General features: G+C 62.5%; 8 protein-coding genes. 1 reads left to right on the plus strand and 7 read right to left on the minus strand.

Features of this window, described 5'->3' with window-relative positions:
• Positions 1 to 195: 195 nt before the first annotated feature.
• The 4 genes from dinG to GQB00_RS03615 form a co-directional block, all read right to left on the minus strand.
• Positions 196 to 2,334, minus strand: coding sequence for an ATP-dependent DNA helicase DinG (gene dinG, locus GQB00_RS03600; protein WP_165855251.1), 2,139 nt, complete (start codon positions 2,332 to 2,334; stop codon positions 196 to 198).
• Positions 2,334 to 3,113, minus strand: a complete 780-nt coding sequence (locus GQB00_RS03605; protein WP_165855252.1) for a general secretion pathway protein GspB — start codon at positions 3,111 to 3,113, stop codon at positions 2,334 to 2,336. Before GQB00_RS03605 ends, dinG begins: the two co-directional genes overlap by 1 nt.
• Before the next feature lie 4 nt (positions 3,114 to 3,117).
• Complete coding sequence (locus tag GQB00_RS03610) at positions 3,118 to 4,884, minus strand: ExeA family protein (RefSeq protein WP_111496015.1); 1,767 nt, start codon at positions 4,882 to 4,884, stop codon at positions 3,118 to 3,120.
• 190 nt (positions 4,885 to 5,074) lie between these two features.
• On the minus strand, positions 5,075 to 5,839 hold the full coding sequence (locus tag GQB00_RS03615; protein ID WP_111496014.1) for a VacJ family lipoprotein: 765 nt from the start codon (positions 5,837 to 5,839) through the stop codon (positions 5,075 to 5,077).
• Between the two features lie 118 nt (positions 5,840 to 5,957).
• Between GQB00_RS03615 and GQB00_RS03620 the strand changes: the two genes are divergently transcribed.
• Positions 5,958 to 6,371: an acyl-CoA thioesterase gene (locus GQB00_RS03620; protein ID WP_165855253.1), complete on the plus strand. Its 414-nt coding sequence runs from the start codon at positions 5,958 to 5,960 to the stop codon at positions 6,369 to 6,371.
• Between the two features lie 78 nt (positions 6,372 to 6,449).
• Here GQB00_RS03620 and GQB00_RS03625 read toward each other — a convergent pair whose 3' ends face one another.
• From GQB00_RS03625 to GQB00_RS03635, 3 genes are all read right to left on the minus strand, one after another.
• Positions 6,450 to 7,571 carry a beta-ketoacyl-ACP synthase III gene (locus GQB00_RS03625; RefSeq protein ID WP_165855254.1) on the minus strand — a complete coding sequence of 374 codons (1,122 nt, stop codon included), beginning with the start codon at positions 7,569 to 7,571 and terminating at the stop codon, positions 6,450 to 6,452.
• A 145-nt stretch (positions 7,572 to 7,716) separates the two neighbouring features.
• Positions 7,717 to 11,556: an ATP-dependent RNA helicase HrpA gene (gene hrpA / locus GQB00_RS03630; RefSeq protein ID WP_416234150.1), complete on the minus strand. Its 3,840-nt coding sequence runs from the start codon at positions 11,554 to 11,556 to the stop codon at positions 7,717 to 7,719.
• A gap of 225 nt (positions 11,557 to 11,781) precedes the next feature.
• Positions 11,782 to 13,458 (minus strand): AMP-binding protein, encoded by a 1,677-nt coding sequence (locus tag GQB00_RS03635; RefSeq protein ID WP_111496011.1) that lies wholly within the window; start codon positions 13,456 to 13,458, stop codon positions 11,782 to 11,784.
• Positions 13,459 to 13,868 lie beyond the last annotated feature (410 nt).

Raw genomic sequence — 13,868 nt, forward strand, 5'->3', positions numbered from 1 at the left:
CGCCCCGCCCGCCATAGAATGGCCCTGTCGGTGAGGGCAACCTCACGACGGAATCTGAAACTTCAGGCCTTTGGATTCCATGTTTCGTGTTGCTTTAACCCCGGGGCATCTGGCCCTGTTTTCGGAAGGCGTTCTCCACATCGGATGAACGCCTTTTTTTGTGCCGTTTTATCGCTCCAGCGGCTAATTACACCGTCAGGGCGAAATAACACGGCGGAACGGAGGCAATGCATCGAGTAGAAGCTGGCCGTAACGCCGGGTGACGATGCGCCGATCGAGAATGGTGATGCGCCCCTTGTCCGCTTCGGTCCGCAATAACCGGCCGGCCGCCTGGACCAGGCGAATCGAGGCGTCAGGCACCGTGATTTCCATGAACGGATTGCCGCCGCGGGCGGTAACCCACTCCGCCAGGCTGGCATCGATGGGGTCATCGGGTACCGAGAACGGCAGACGGGTGATCACCACGTGCTGCAGGTAATCGCCGGGAAGATCGATCCCTTCGGCGAAGCTGGCCACACCAAACAGCACACTGGGCTTGCCGGCATCGATCCGCTCGCGGTGGTGGCGCAGCACTTCGCCCTTGGCCATGTCGTCCTGGGTGGTGATCAGTTCCGGCCACTCCGGTGACAATTTATCCCGCACCGCATTCATCTGACGGCGGGAGGTGAACAGGACCAGCGTGGCAGAGCCGTCCCGCCAGAGCTCGGGCAGGCGCTCCACCAGGGCGCCGGTGAAAGCATCCGCGTCGGTGGGCAGCGCGCTCATCGAAGGTACTTCAACGGTGGCCATGTCGGCGTAACGGAACGCACTGGGCACCACCAGGTACTGGCTGGCTTCCGGCAGGCCGGCACGGCTACGCAGACGGTCAAACTTGCCCAGGGCGGTGAGCGTCGCGCTGGTCAGGATCACACCGTGGGCACGGGACCAGAGACGCCCGTAGAGAAGATGGTCGGCCAGCACCGGGCTGGAGTAAAAGGTGATGTCCTCGGAATGCTCGAACCGCTGGCGAATGGCCCAGCGCGCCGGCGGCGGCCCTTTCTCCTGGCGCTCGGCCTGCCAGGCCGACCACAGCCGGTGCTGATCCTCCGCGCGACTGTGCAGGGAACCGGCCACCGGGAACCAGGCTTCGGCGGTCTGCCGGTCCACGTCGTGCTCGCGCTTGTCGTCGAACGCCTTCTGCATCTCGTCGACCAGCACACCCAACTGGCGGGTCAACAGCGCACACGCCGCCCCACCTTCAACCGCGGCCTTCGCCATATCCTCGGGCAGCTCGCCATCGGGATAGCGCCACTGGGCCACGTTGCGCTCGTCCTCGAAGGTCCAGTCGATGGTTTTCTCGGCCAGATCATAAACCTGGGTCAGCACGTTATCGTAATCCCGCGAGGCTTCACTGATCCGGTCCAACGTCTTGGAGGCCAGTGTGTTGGCGCCCAGGTGCGGCTTCATTTTCACAATGACCTGGGACAGCTGCTTCAGCCAGCTGCGGGTGCTGTTCAGTCCGACGGACGCGGCGAAGTGATTGAGCGCCTTGTCCGGCAGGTGATGGGCCTCATCGAAGATGAAGACGGCATCTTCCGGTTTGGGCAGGATGGCGCCTCCCCCGAGGGCCAGGTCCGCCAGCACCAGGTCGTGGTTGGCAACAATCACATCGGCGTCGTCGATCCCCTTGCGGGCCTCGAAGAAGGCGCAGGAATCGAAGTAGCTGCAGTGGCGGTTGGTGCACTGGCGGTGATCGGTGGTGACCTGGCGCCAGAGGTCGTCGTCGATCTGCTGGGGCCAGTGGTCCCGGTCACCATCCCACTCACGGGAGGCATAGCGCCCGAGCATGTCCTCGAAGAACTCCCGGCTGCCGGGTTCGTCCGCCGGTTCCCGTTCCAGCAGGAACAGCGGCATGGTGTCGCTGTCCTTGACGCCTTCATCGTGCAGGCGACCTTCCAGCCGCGACATGCACAGATAGCGGCCGCGGCCCTTGGCCAGGCTCCAGTTGAAATCAATGTTGGTGTGCTTGCGCAGGTCCGGCAGATCCTTCTGCACGATCTGGTCCTGCAACGCCACGGTGGCCGTGGAAATCACCAGTTTCTTGTCGAGGGCCTTGGCCATGGGGATGGCCGCCAGCAGGTAAGCCAGGGTCTTGCCGGTACCGGTACCCGCTTCCACCACGCAGGAAGAAGCCGGCGACGTACGTTCACCGTCGTTCTCGGTAATGCTCCCCAGGTAACGGGCAATTTCGGCGATCATCAGCCGCTGGCCGTAACGGGCCTTGATGGACTTGCCTTCGAGAAGATCGCGGTAACCTTGCTGGATGCGCTGTTTAACGTCGTCGGATAAAGCCATCAGCGCGGACTGACCCAATCACGGACCACGCCAACGCGGAAGGTCTCACCGTAAGCACTGAGCACCACGCCGTCGGAGGTGATCGCCTCCACCCGGATGCCGGAAAAGGAATCCCCGGGACGTAGGTAATTGTCGTTGATCATGACCCGACGAGCGGCCGGATCGGAAGCATAGATATGACTGCTGAAGCGCAGGTCAGGAATCTTGCGCTGGAATGACAAGGGTTTCTCCACCAGGTGTTCGACGGGCGGACCGTCGGCAAAATCAAAGGTCGGGGCCTGCTCAAAGGCGTCCCCTTCGGATTCGGAAACCGCCGCCCGGTGCGGCACGATAAGCGTCGCCCGACGGGTTGCCGGAACCGCTTCATCGGCTTCGGGGTAGACGTCTTCGGCGTAGTTCGTTGCCGGTCCCGGCTGGGGATCGGCCGGCGCGACGGTCTCCGCCACCGGTTCCGGCGCGGGCGCTGGTTCAGCCGGTTTATCGGACGCCGTCCTTTCCGGAGACGGCGTGGGTGGCGACTCAGACGCTACCTCGGCCGGTGTGGGCTGGGTCACCGGTGTCGATGCCGCCGGCTGGTCGGCATGGCGCCCGCTGCCCGGCCAGAAAACCGCCGCCAGTACGGCTGCGTTGACCAGCAGGGCCAGGGCCACCCACACGCCCACCGGAATGCGGCGGCGTCTGGGTTTGTGGATCATCTGCACCGACTGGGCCAGGTCGGGCACCCGCCCCTGCTGTCGGTCGCTCTCCGATTTGCGCAACGCGTCGAGGATATAGGACATAGCGTCACTTCACCTCGGCGGTCTGTCGTCGCGCCGGCGACAGGCGCGGGATGGACGGATACAGGTCGGAGTTCATCTGGATCAGGGTCTTGGCGCCGGCGATGCCGTCCGGGATCAGCCCCTTGAGCGACTGGTACCAGACGATCTGGTCGTGCAGGCTGGCGGCCATCAACTCATCCTGTCGCGACACATTGCTTTCCAGGGTACTGATCAGTTCCATCAGCTTTGAGCTCAACCAGGCTTCGGGGCTGACCGCCTCCTGAGCCGGCACCAGAGGCGATTCGTAGGGCGGCAACCGCCAGACCAGAGAGTAATCACCCAGCCAGTAACGGTCGACCCGCTCCGACGACATACGCAGCGTCTCCTCACCTATGACCAGGCTGGCCTGCCCGCCATCCAGCGATATCAGGGTGGCGAAACGGGCGCGCCCCTTGTCGTCGAACAGCCGCAACACAACCGGCCGGTTCAACTGACGGATGCTGCGCCAGTTACCCTGGCGGTGCAGGCAGCGCAGGCCGACGGTTTCGGCAAAATCGCAGGCATAGGGATAGGACGCCGATTTGTAGTCAAACCCCCAACGGGAGAAAAGTTCACGATAGGCCGTGGTCTGATCGGCGCCCCCGTTTTCCATCAGCGACAGCCAGTTGGCAGGCACAGTGTCATCCTGTACCGCCGTCTCATTCGCCGCAGCAAAGGGCTGGTCGCCTGACTCCGCGGTCGGTTCGATATCCGTGGTTGCTTCATCAGGTTCCGGACCGGGCTCGGTCTGGCTGATTTCCGGGGCCGGCGGCGTTTCCGGCTCATTTTCGGCCTCGCGCTGAACCTCGCCGCTTTTGGCGACCGGTTCCGCCCCGGGGCTCAGCGGGTCGACCAGGTGCCAGCCGAGAAAGATCGCCAGCATCAGGACCATGGCGGCAAAGGCCGCATAACCCAGCTTTACCCGCCGCCGGGTTCTGCCACCGCGCTGTTTGCCCAACACCTCACGCGCCGCCTGTGCGATGTGGTCGCGCCCCACGTGGTGGGTTCCTTCGGAATAGGCCCCTAGCAACGCCCGGTCGCAGATCAGGTTGATCACCCGTGGAATACCGCCGCTGAGCCGGTACAGCTGATTCATTCGCGGCAAGGTAAAGAACTCGCTGCGTTGTCCGGCTACGCTGAGGCGATAACGCAGGTAGGCGGGCAACTCCTCACGGCCAATGCCATCGAGGTGATAGCGGGCGGTGATTCGCTGCGAGAGCTGGCGCAGCTCCCGGGTATCGAGCATTTCCTGCAGTTCCGGCTGGCCCAGCAGCACGATCTGCAGCAGCTTCTTTTCGGCGGTCTCCAGGTTGGTCAGCAGGCGCAGTTGCTCCAACACGTCGGCGGAGAGATTCTGGGCCTCGTCGATAATCAACACCTGGTGGCGGCCGTTGGCATGGGCCTCCAGCAGGTGATGGTTGATCAGATCGTTGAGGCGCTTGATGCTGCAGGCCGACGCGTGCGGAATACCCAGCTCGTCGCAGATGCTGGACAGCAGTTCACGGGCAGAGAGCCGGGGATTGAGGATCAGCGCGATGTCGACGTGCTCGGGCACGTTCTCGATAAAGCAGCGGCAGACCGTGGTCTTGCCCGTACCGACTTCACCGGTGATGACGATAAAACCACCCTGCCCCTGGACCCCATACATCAGATGGGCCAGCGCTTCCTTGTGCCGCTCGCTGAGATAGAGATAGCGCGGATCGGGCGCAATCGAAAACGGCGGTTCCCGAAAGCCGAAAAAGTCGTAGTACATGGAAGTCCAGTCAGGTCACAGGATATTGCCGGCAAGCCCGTATAATACCGCCAGGGTCTGATCACTGTCACCCACCATCCGGACCAACGGGCACCCACCTTCCGGGCCAACGGAAACCTGGTCCGCCCTCGCGCCTGGCACCCTTGCAACGGAGCCGCGACCGACTCCGACAAGAGCGTTTCAGTGCGGCCTAGAAATCATCGAGCATCAGATCTTCATCATCATTGGCGAAGGGATCGGACTCGACCTTGCCATCATTGATCAGGAATTCACGCCGCTGCAGGTAGGCGTTCCGGATAAAGGTGTAGCTGTCACCGGAAATAAAGCCTTCCGCCGGAATCAGGTCGGCGCGCACATCGACCACCTGAACACCGCGCAGGTAGTAGTTCTCCGGTGACTCGATGTAGTCCCAGGTGCTGGGCATGACCGTCAGGTCGCCGGCGAGGCCGCCAAAGTCGCGGGCGCTCGACGGCCCCAGGAACGGCAGCACCATATACGGCCCGCTGTTCACGCCCCAGTAGCCCAGGGTCTGTCCCAGATCTTCCGGACGCTCGGGCAGACCGAAGGCCGTCCCCACGTCAATCAGGCCACCCAGCCCGAAGGTGGTGTTGTAGGTGAAACGCCCCAGCGCCACCACTGCGGACTCCCCCTTCAGCTGCAGTACGCTGTTGACGAAGTTGTTCAGCTCACCCAGGTTGGTGAAGAAGTTGGTGACGCCGGCATCGACAAAATCCGGCGTGATGAAGCGATAGCCTTCGGCCACCGGACGCAGGAACCAGTCATCGACGAACTCATTGAATGCGTAAACGCCACGGTTCCAGCCTTCCCAGGGATCCCTCTCGTCGGCACTGGCGGAACCTTCCTGCGCCGCCAGCGGACCGGCACCCAACAGGGCCAGGAGCACAGCGGCCTGGCGCGCCTTCCGTGAGCGGGTGAACAGCTTCGGGATCTTCATTTAGCTTCCTGATGTTTTGACATGTAAAAAGTTTCGCTGAAAATAACCCGCCTGAACGAGAGCGGTCATCCGCATTTCTCACGATTGAACGCACAAGCTCCGACTGAGGACAGACTCGATGTCAGAACCTGGAAACCTGGTCCATAGCCTGGACCTCTCCCTGCGCTGGGGCGATATGGATGCCTACGGGCACGCCAACAATACGGTCTATTTCCGCTTTTTTGAAGAAGCCCGTATCACCTGGCTGGGCTCGATCAGCATGCGCGACCTGCCGGACGGCACCGGCCCGGTCATCATCAAGACCAGCGCCACCTTTCTCCGGGAACTCACCTACCCGGCGGCGGTGACCGTCAAAACCTACGCCGGCAAGGCAGGTAACACCAGCCTGGAAACCTGGTACGAACTGGTCGACAGCGAATCCGGGGAGCGTTACTCGGAGGGCTACGCCAAGATCGTCTGGTTCGACCATTCGACGCGACGCTCAGCGCCACTGCCCGATAAGCTTCGCAGCTACGCCGCGTCATCCGCCTGACGCCGGCAACCTTTATGGCGCACCTCACGCCAAACGTAAGAAACCCGCCATCGGCGGGTTTCTTACCTGACGTCCAGCTCAGCGTTTGCGAACGATCACGCTGCCGATCGAATAACCGGCGCCAAACGAACAGATCACGCCCAGGTCGCCGCTGGACAGTCCATCGTGGTGCAGATGGAAGGCGATGATGGAGCCGGCGGAACTCGTATTGGCGTATTCGTCCAGGATCACCGGCGCCTCCTCGAGGGTCGCGTGCCGGCCCAGAACCCGTTTGGCAATCAACTGATTCATGTTGAGATTGGCCTGGTGCAGCCACATCCGCGTCAGGTTCTCCGGCGCCAGTTGCTGGTCGGCCAGATGCGCCTGGATGGTTTCCGCCACCAGCGGGGAAACCTCCTTGAACACCTTGCGGCCCTGCTGGATAAACAGCTTGTCCGGCTGCCCCACTCCGGACTCGTCCGCCCGGTTCAGAAAACCAAAGTTGTTGCGGATATTATTGGAAAACTGTGTCTTGAGACGGGTGCCGAGGACGTCAAAGCCCTGCCCTTCCGCCACACGATCGGACCGTTCCACCAGGATCGCGGTGCAGGCATCGCCGAAGATGAAATGGCTGTCCCGGTCGCGGAAGTTGAGATGCCCGGAACAGATCTCCGGACTGACCACCAGCACTGCATTGGCACTGCTGGTTTCAACGGCGTTGGCAGCGGCCTGCAAACCGAAGGTGGCGGAGCTGCAAGCGACGTTGACGTCGTAGGCAAAACCGTCAATGCCCAGGGCCGCCTGCAGTTCGATGGAAATGGCCGGGTACGGCCGCTGCATGTTGGAGCAGGCGACGATCACCGCGTCCACGTCGGAGGCCTCGCGGCCGGCCTGCTGCAGCGCCTCGCGAGCCGCCGCCAGGCCCATTTCGCACTGGACGCTGGGCTCGTCGTTGCTGCGGTCGGGAATCGAGGGGCACAGGCGGTTCGGATCCAGGATGCCTTCCCGGTCGATGACATGGCGCCGCTTGATACCGGACGCCTTCTCGATGAACTCCGGCGACGACGGCTGCAGAGCCTCACACTCGCCACGCTCGATCTCATCAGCGTGCTCCCGGTTGAACAGCTCCACATAGGCGTTGAAGGCGTCGACCAGCTCGGCGTTGTCGATGGTCGCTGGCGGCGTATAGAGTCCGGTTCCGCTAATGACGGCTTTGATCACGTGTAACCCCACAATTCGTTTCGTTCTTTTTCACGGCCCGGTGGCAACCGGGCACGGCATCGTTGTCTGCACCAAATACTAACACAGCGCAGGGCAACGGCACCCTTCCCGGTTCTCCGGCATCAGCCGTCGATGTTGACTCCGATCAGGTGCTGACTTTCTCCCACTGCCGTTCCAGGCGCTGGATGGAAACCGTCACGGCCGTGCCCAACTGCTGGGCAAAAAACGATACCCGGTACTCCTCCAGCATCCAGCGATACAGCTCCAGCTCCGGGTCGCTGACACCCTGCTTGTCGTGGGCTTCGAGACGTTTGGCGTAGCGCGACCAGAGGCCGTCGAACTCGTGCAGGAAGGTCCGTTCGCGCCCCATTTCCCGGGCCATCTTCTCAAGCCGGCGATCCACCGCTTCCAGATAGCGGGGATACTCCTGCAGCCACACTCCCGGCGTCTCCACCAGAAAACCCGGGAACACCAATTGCGCCAGCTGAAATTTCACATCCGCCATACTGTTGGCCAGCGCCAGCGGAATCTTGCCCTTGAGCTGCTTCATCAGACCGTTGTACTGCTTGAGAATCCCGTACATCAGCTTGGTACGCTGCTCCAGGAAGGGAATGAAATCCCCTCTCCCGGCCTCGAACACGGCGTCGAAGGCCTCGGCGTCACGCGGCAGCGTCGAGGTCAGGAAGTGATCGATGGCGCTCGACAGCAACAGGTCATCACGCAGGATCTCCGCCTTGCCCACCGGTGCAAACAACAGCGCCGCCTGTTTGAACTCGGGCAGTTTGCGTTCGATGCCTTCCAGGGTGCGGCCGAAGCGGTTGATGATCAGCCGGGCCACACCACGTCGGGTCATACGCTCGGCGGTCAGCGGATCCAGGCAGCGGGTCTGGCGTACCTCGCGCCCCAGATCCTCCAGCGCCGGGTAGACCCGCACCTGCATCCCACTACGCTCGGTGTCGACAGACACCGGCAGGCTCCCGAAGCTCCAGAGTTCGGAGGGCGCCGACTCCGGCTGGTCATCCGTCTCGGGCAGTGACGACAGCGCCTCCTCGGCCTGACGTTCCAGCCGGGACTGGATGCCGGCCACGTCACGCCCCTCCGCCAGCGCCTTGCCCTTCTCGTCCACCACGCGGATATTCATGCGCAGATGGGACGGCAGCTCGGCTTCCGACCAGGCTTCGGGATCGATGCGCACTCCGGTCATGCGGCGCAGTTGATCCGCCAGTTTCTCGGTTAGCGGCTCGTTGGACGGCGCCATGTTGGCCAGGGCCGCGTCGACAAAATCCGGCACCGGCACAAAGTTACGGCGGATGGCCTTGGGCAGCGCCTTGACCAGATGGATGCACTTCTCCCGCAGCAGTCCCGGGACCAGCCAGTCGACCCGATGAGACGGGACCTGCTTGAGCGCCATCAGCGGCACCTGCAGGGTCACCCCGTCGTCGTTGCGGGTGGGTTCGAACTCGTAGCTGAGCGGGTAGCGCACCCCCTCCCACTCCATCTCGTCGGGGTAGTCGTCGGTCAGCCCCGCATCCGGCGCCCGCTGCAGGATATCGGCTTCGGTCAGTTCCAGCGCTTTCAGCTCACCGGCGGACAGCCCCTTCCACCAGGTTTCGAAATGCTGGCCGCTGACCACCGTATCCGGCAGGCGTTCGTCGTAGAAGGCCACCAGGGTTTCCTCGTCCACCAGCAGATCGCGACGGCGGGAGCGGCGTTCCAGATCCTCGACCGTCTCCAGCATGGCCTGGTTGCGGGTGATGAACGGCGCGCGGGTACTGTAATCCCCTTCCACCAGCGCGCGGCGGATGAACAGCTGGCGGGCTTCGGCCGGGTCCACCTTGTCGTAGCCAATGCGCCGCCGCGGCACAATGTCCAGGCCGTAGAGACTCACCTTCTCAAAGCCCACTACCTGGGCCCGTTTGCGCTCCCAGTGCGGCTCGAAGTAATGGCGCTTGACCACATGCGTGGCCAGCGGTTCCACCCAGTCCGGCTCAATGCGAGCCAGGGTGCGGGCAAACACGCGGCTGGTCTCGACAATTTCCGCCGCCACAACCCACTTGGGAGCGGACTTGCTGACCTTCGACCCGGGGAACAGGGTCACCTTGCGATTGCGCGTGGCCAGGTACTCCCGCTTCTCGTACTTGGTGGCCACCTGCCCCAGCAAACCGGACAGGACCGCCTTGTGCAACGCCTCGTAACTGGCGGTCTTACGGTTGAGCGTCAGCTTCTGCTCGCGGCACAACAACGTCAGTTGGCGATGAATGTCGCGCCACTCGCGCATCCGCATGTAGGACAGGAAGGTTTTCTGACACAGCCGGCGAAGCTGGTTCTGGGACAGTTCCTGGCGCTGTTCCTCGTAGAAGTTCCAGAGGTTGAGCAGCGTGACAAAATCGGATTCCTTGTCGTTGAACGGCGCGTGCGCCTGGTCCGCGGCCTGCTGTTTTTCCTGCGGGCGTTCGCGGGGATCCTGGACACTCAGGCCGGCAATGATCACCAACACTTCCGCCAGACTGCCCTGTTCGGAGCCGGCCACCAGCATCCGCGCCAGGCGGGGGTCGACCGGTAGTCGAGCCATGGTGCGTCCCAGCGACGTCAGCTTGCGCTTGCCATCGACCGCGCCCAACTCTTCGAGCAGCTTGTAGCCGTCGTTGACCAGGCGATTATCCGGCGGCTCCAGGAACGGGAAGCTGCGGATGTCTCCCAGCCCGGACACCGCCATCTGCAGGATGACCGACGCCAGGTTGGTGCGCAGGATTTCCGGATCGGTGTACTCGGGCCGGCTGAGGAAATCCGCTTCGTCATACAGCCGGAAGCAGATGCCCGGCGCCACCCGGCCGCAGCGCCCCTTGCGCTGGTTGGCACTGGCCTGGGACACCGGTTCCACCGGCAGACGCTGGATCTTGGAGCGCACGCTGTAGCGGCTGATACGGGCCACACCGGTGTCGATGACGTAGCGTATGCCCGGCACCGTCAGGGACGTCTCGGCCACGTTTGTGGACAGCACAATCCGTCGCCCGGCGTGCCCCTGGAAAATACGATTCTGTTCACCCGCGCTGAGCCGCGAATACAGCGGCAGCACTTCGGTGTGCCGCAAGTCCGCATGGCGCAGGGCCTTGCTCATATCGCGAATTTCCCGCTCCCCGGGCAGGAAGATCAGCACGTCACCCGGTCGCTGCCCCTGCTCACGCTCGTGGGCCTCGATTTCTTCCAGTGCTTCCACAACGCCGTCCGACCAGCCCTGGTCCTTGTCGTCGTCGCCGCTGACCAGCGGACGATAACGCACCTCCACCGGGTAGGTGCGGCCGGACACTTCAATCACGGGCGCATCGCTGAAGAACGCGCTGAAGCGATCCACCTCGATGGTGGCGGAGGTGATGATCACCTTCAGGTCCGGCCGTTTGGGCAGCAGGTTGCGCAGGTAGCCCAGCAGGAAATCGATGTTGAGGCTACGCTCATGGGCCTCGTCGATGATCAGGGTGTCGTAACCGTCGAGAAAGCGGTCGTGCTGGATCTCGGACAGCAGGATGCCGTCCGTCATGACCTTGACCAGGGAGTTCTCGCTGGTCACGTCCGTGAAGCGCACCTGGTAGCCAATGCGGTTACCGACGCTTTCCCCGATTTCTTCGGCAATGCGGGACGAGACGCTACGCGCCGCGATGCGGCGAGGTTGGGTATGGCCGATCAAGCCCCGGGTGCCACGACCGGCGTCCAGGCAAATCTTGGGAATCTGGGTGGTTTTACCGGAGCCGGTTTCGCCGGCAATGATGACCACCTGGTGCTCGTCCAGCGCGGCGCGGATGTCGTCCACCCGTTCGGAAACCGGCAGTTCCTCCGGGTAGCGGATGGACGGGCGCAAGCTCTGCCGGCGCTCGAATTCGGCGGGGCCCTCCTCAAGCCAACGCTCGATGCGCGCGGTTTCCTTGGCTCCCGGCTTGCCCTTGCACCGCGCCAGAGTCTTGCGGATGCGGGCGACGTAGCGTTGGGGCATGGCGGCGAAACGGGCGTCGAGCTCGGCGCCGCGGGGCAGTGTTGTGTCGGTATCGGGTGAAATCGTCTTGCTCATTAAAAAGGTGGGCTGCTGAATTCGATGAAAACGGGTTTACCTTACCAGACTCTTTCGAACCCGGCTGCTTGGGAACACCTTACCCCTCAACAAAAAACCCTGTCACCGGCCATCACCGGGACAGGGTTATTAGAGACGGCGGATAGCGCCTTAGCTGGCTGTCGCTTCGTCACGCAGTTCGCGGCGCAGGATTTTGCCGACGTTGGTCTTCGGCAGCTCATCGCGGAACTCGAAGAACTTGGGCACCTTGTAGGCGGTCAGCCGCTCGCGGCAGAATTCCTTGAGCTCGGACTCCTTCAGCTCCGGCGAGTTGCTCACCAGGAACACCTTCACCGCCTCGCCGCTCTTCTCGTCGGCCACACCAACGGCGGCACACTCGACCACTTGCGGATGGCTGGACACCACGTCCTCGATTTCGTTCGGGAACACGTTGAAGCCGGAGACGATGATCATGTCCTTCTTGCGGTCGACGATGCGGATGTAGCCGTCTTCCTGGATCAGCGCGATATCGCCGCTGCGGTAAAAACCGTCGTCGGTGAAAGACTTCTTGGTCTCTTCCGGACGCTGCCAGTACCCCTTCATCACCTGCGGACCTTTGACGCACAGTTCGCCGGGCTCGCCGATGGGAGTTTCGTTGCCTTCCTCATCGACGGTTTTGATCTGCGTCCCGCAGATCGGCAGGCCGATGGTGCCGAGCTGGATCGCGCTGGGCGGGTTGAAGGTGACCACCGGTGAGGTTTCGGTCATGCCGTAGCCTTCGGTGATCTCACAGCCGGTGACCTGCTTCCAGAGCTTGGCGGTGCTGCTGGTGAGGGCCATGCCGCCGGAGGCGGTCATCTTCAGGGCGCTGAAATCCAGGGCCTTGAATTCCTCGTTGTTGCACAGGGCGACGAACAGCGTATTCAGCCCCAGGAACGAGGTGAACTTGTGGTTCTTCAGCTCCTTGACGAAGCCGGGGATGTCACGCGGGTTGGGAATCAGCACGCTGTGGGCGCCGGACTCCAGCATGATGCCGCAGTTCAGGGTAAACGAATAAATGTGGTAGAGCGGCAACGGAGCGATGACGATCTCCTGCCCCTCTTCCACGTTGTCTTCCATCATCGGCCGCGTCTGCAGCAGGTTGGCGACCAGGTTGCCCTGGGTCAGCATCGCACCCTTGGCGACGCCGGTGGTGCCGCCGGTGTACTGCAGCACGGCGATGTCGTCTTTCTTGACCTGGACCGGCGTCAGCTTGCACTTGGCACCGGCGGACAGGACGCGCGGCAGGCTGTGGGCGTTGGGCAGATTGTATTCCGGCACCATCTTCTTCAGGTGCTTGACCGCGGCGTTCATCAGCATCCGCTTGAGCGGTTTGTGCATATCGGCGATCTCGGTCACGATCACATGCTCAATGCCGGTGTGCGGCAGAACCTTCTCGGCCTTGTCCGCCATATTGGCCAGGACGACCAGGGCTTTGGCGCCGGAATCGTTAAACTGGTGTTCCATTTCCCGCTCGGTGTACAGCGGGTTGGTGTTGACGACGATCAGGCCAGCACGCATGGCACCGAAAACAATGACCGGGTACTGGGTCACGTTGGGCATCTGGACCGCAATCCGGTCGCCCGGCTTGAGGTTCGTCTTGTTTTGGAGCCAGGCGGCAAAATTGCGGGACTGGGTGTCGAGATCCCGATAGCTCAGGGTGACGCCAACAGCGCTGAAGGCCGGACGGTCGGCGAACTTCCGGACGGCGGTGTCGAACACATCGAGCATGCTTTCGTACTTGTCCAGATCGATCTGGTTGGTGACGCCGGGCGGATACTTGTCCTGATAGAACTGCTCCAAATCCATCACACCATCTCCTGTTTATTGCAATTATGTTTGTAGTGACTGACTCGATCAGTTGTCGCTACCGGTGCAGGAAACGGCCCGGCAACGCCTGATTTCTTCTCGCTTTATCGTTTTCTGTTTGTGCTCTTTGTGCCCGCGTCCGCCCGCTGGTGTGCCGACAGTGACAGCGATCCGATCCAGCGACAGCAAAGGGTCTCAAAAAGTGTCGAGAGAATACCAGTTTTCCCCGGAATGAGGTAGACACGCGGCCTGCACCGGGCATCCCTGCAGCGCCATCTGGCCCACCCGGCGGTCGGGCGGTAAATCGGATCCGGCGATGCCGGACCACTGTATCGCCCGGTCCAGGTTGCTCTGCCAATCCATCGCCCGACGGGGTGGGACAATCGACGACCGTCCGGTATTCAAAGAAG

The organism is Marinobacter sp. JSM 1782161 (assembly GCF_011421605.1).
Lineage (GTDB): Bacteria > Pseudomonadota > Gammaproteobacteria > Pseudomonadales > Oleiphilaceae > Marinobacter_A > Marinobacter_A bohaiensis.

Coding starts and splice junctions, on each gene's coding strand:
- hrpA (WP_416234150.1), bottom strand. CDS start 11,556: ATGCCCCAACGCTACGTCGCCCGCATCCGCAAGACTCTGGCGCGGTGC.
- GQB00_RS03610 (WP_111496015.1), bottom strand. CDS start 4,884: ATGTACTACGACTTTTTCGGCTTTCGGGAACCGCCGTTTTCGATTGCG.
- GQB00_RS03605 (WP_165855252.1), bottom strand. CDS start 3,113: ATGTCCTATATCCTCGACGCGTTGCGCAAATCGGAGAGCGACCGACAG.
- GQB00_RS03620 (WP_165855253.1), top strand. CDS start 5,958: ATGTCAGAACCTGGAAACCTGGTCCATAGCCTGGACCTCTCCCTGCGC.
- GQB00_RS03615 (WP_111496014.1), bottom strand. CDS start 5,839: ATGAAGATCCCGAAGCTGTTCACCCGCTCACGGAAGGCGCGCCAGGCC.
- GQB00_RS03635 (WP_111496011.1), bottom strand. CDS start 13,458: ATGGATTTGGAGCAGTTCTATCAGGACAAGTATCCGCCCGGCGTCACC.
- dinG (WP_165855251.1), bottom strand. CDS start 2,334: ATGGCTTTATCCGACGACGTTAAACAGCGCATCCAGCAAGGTTACCGC.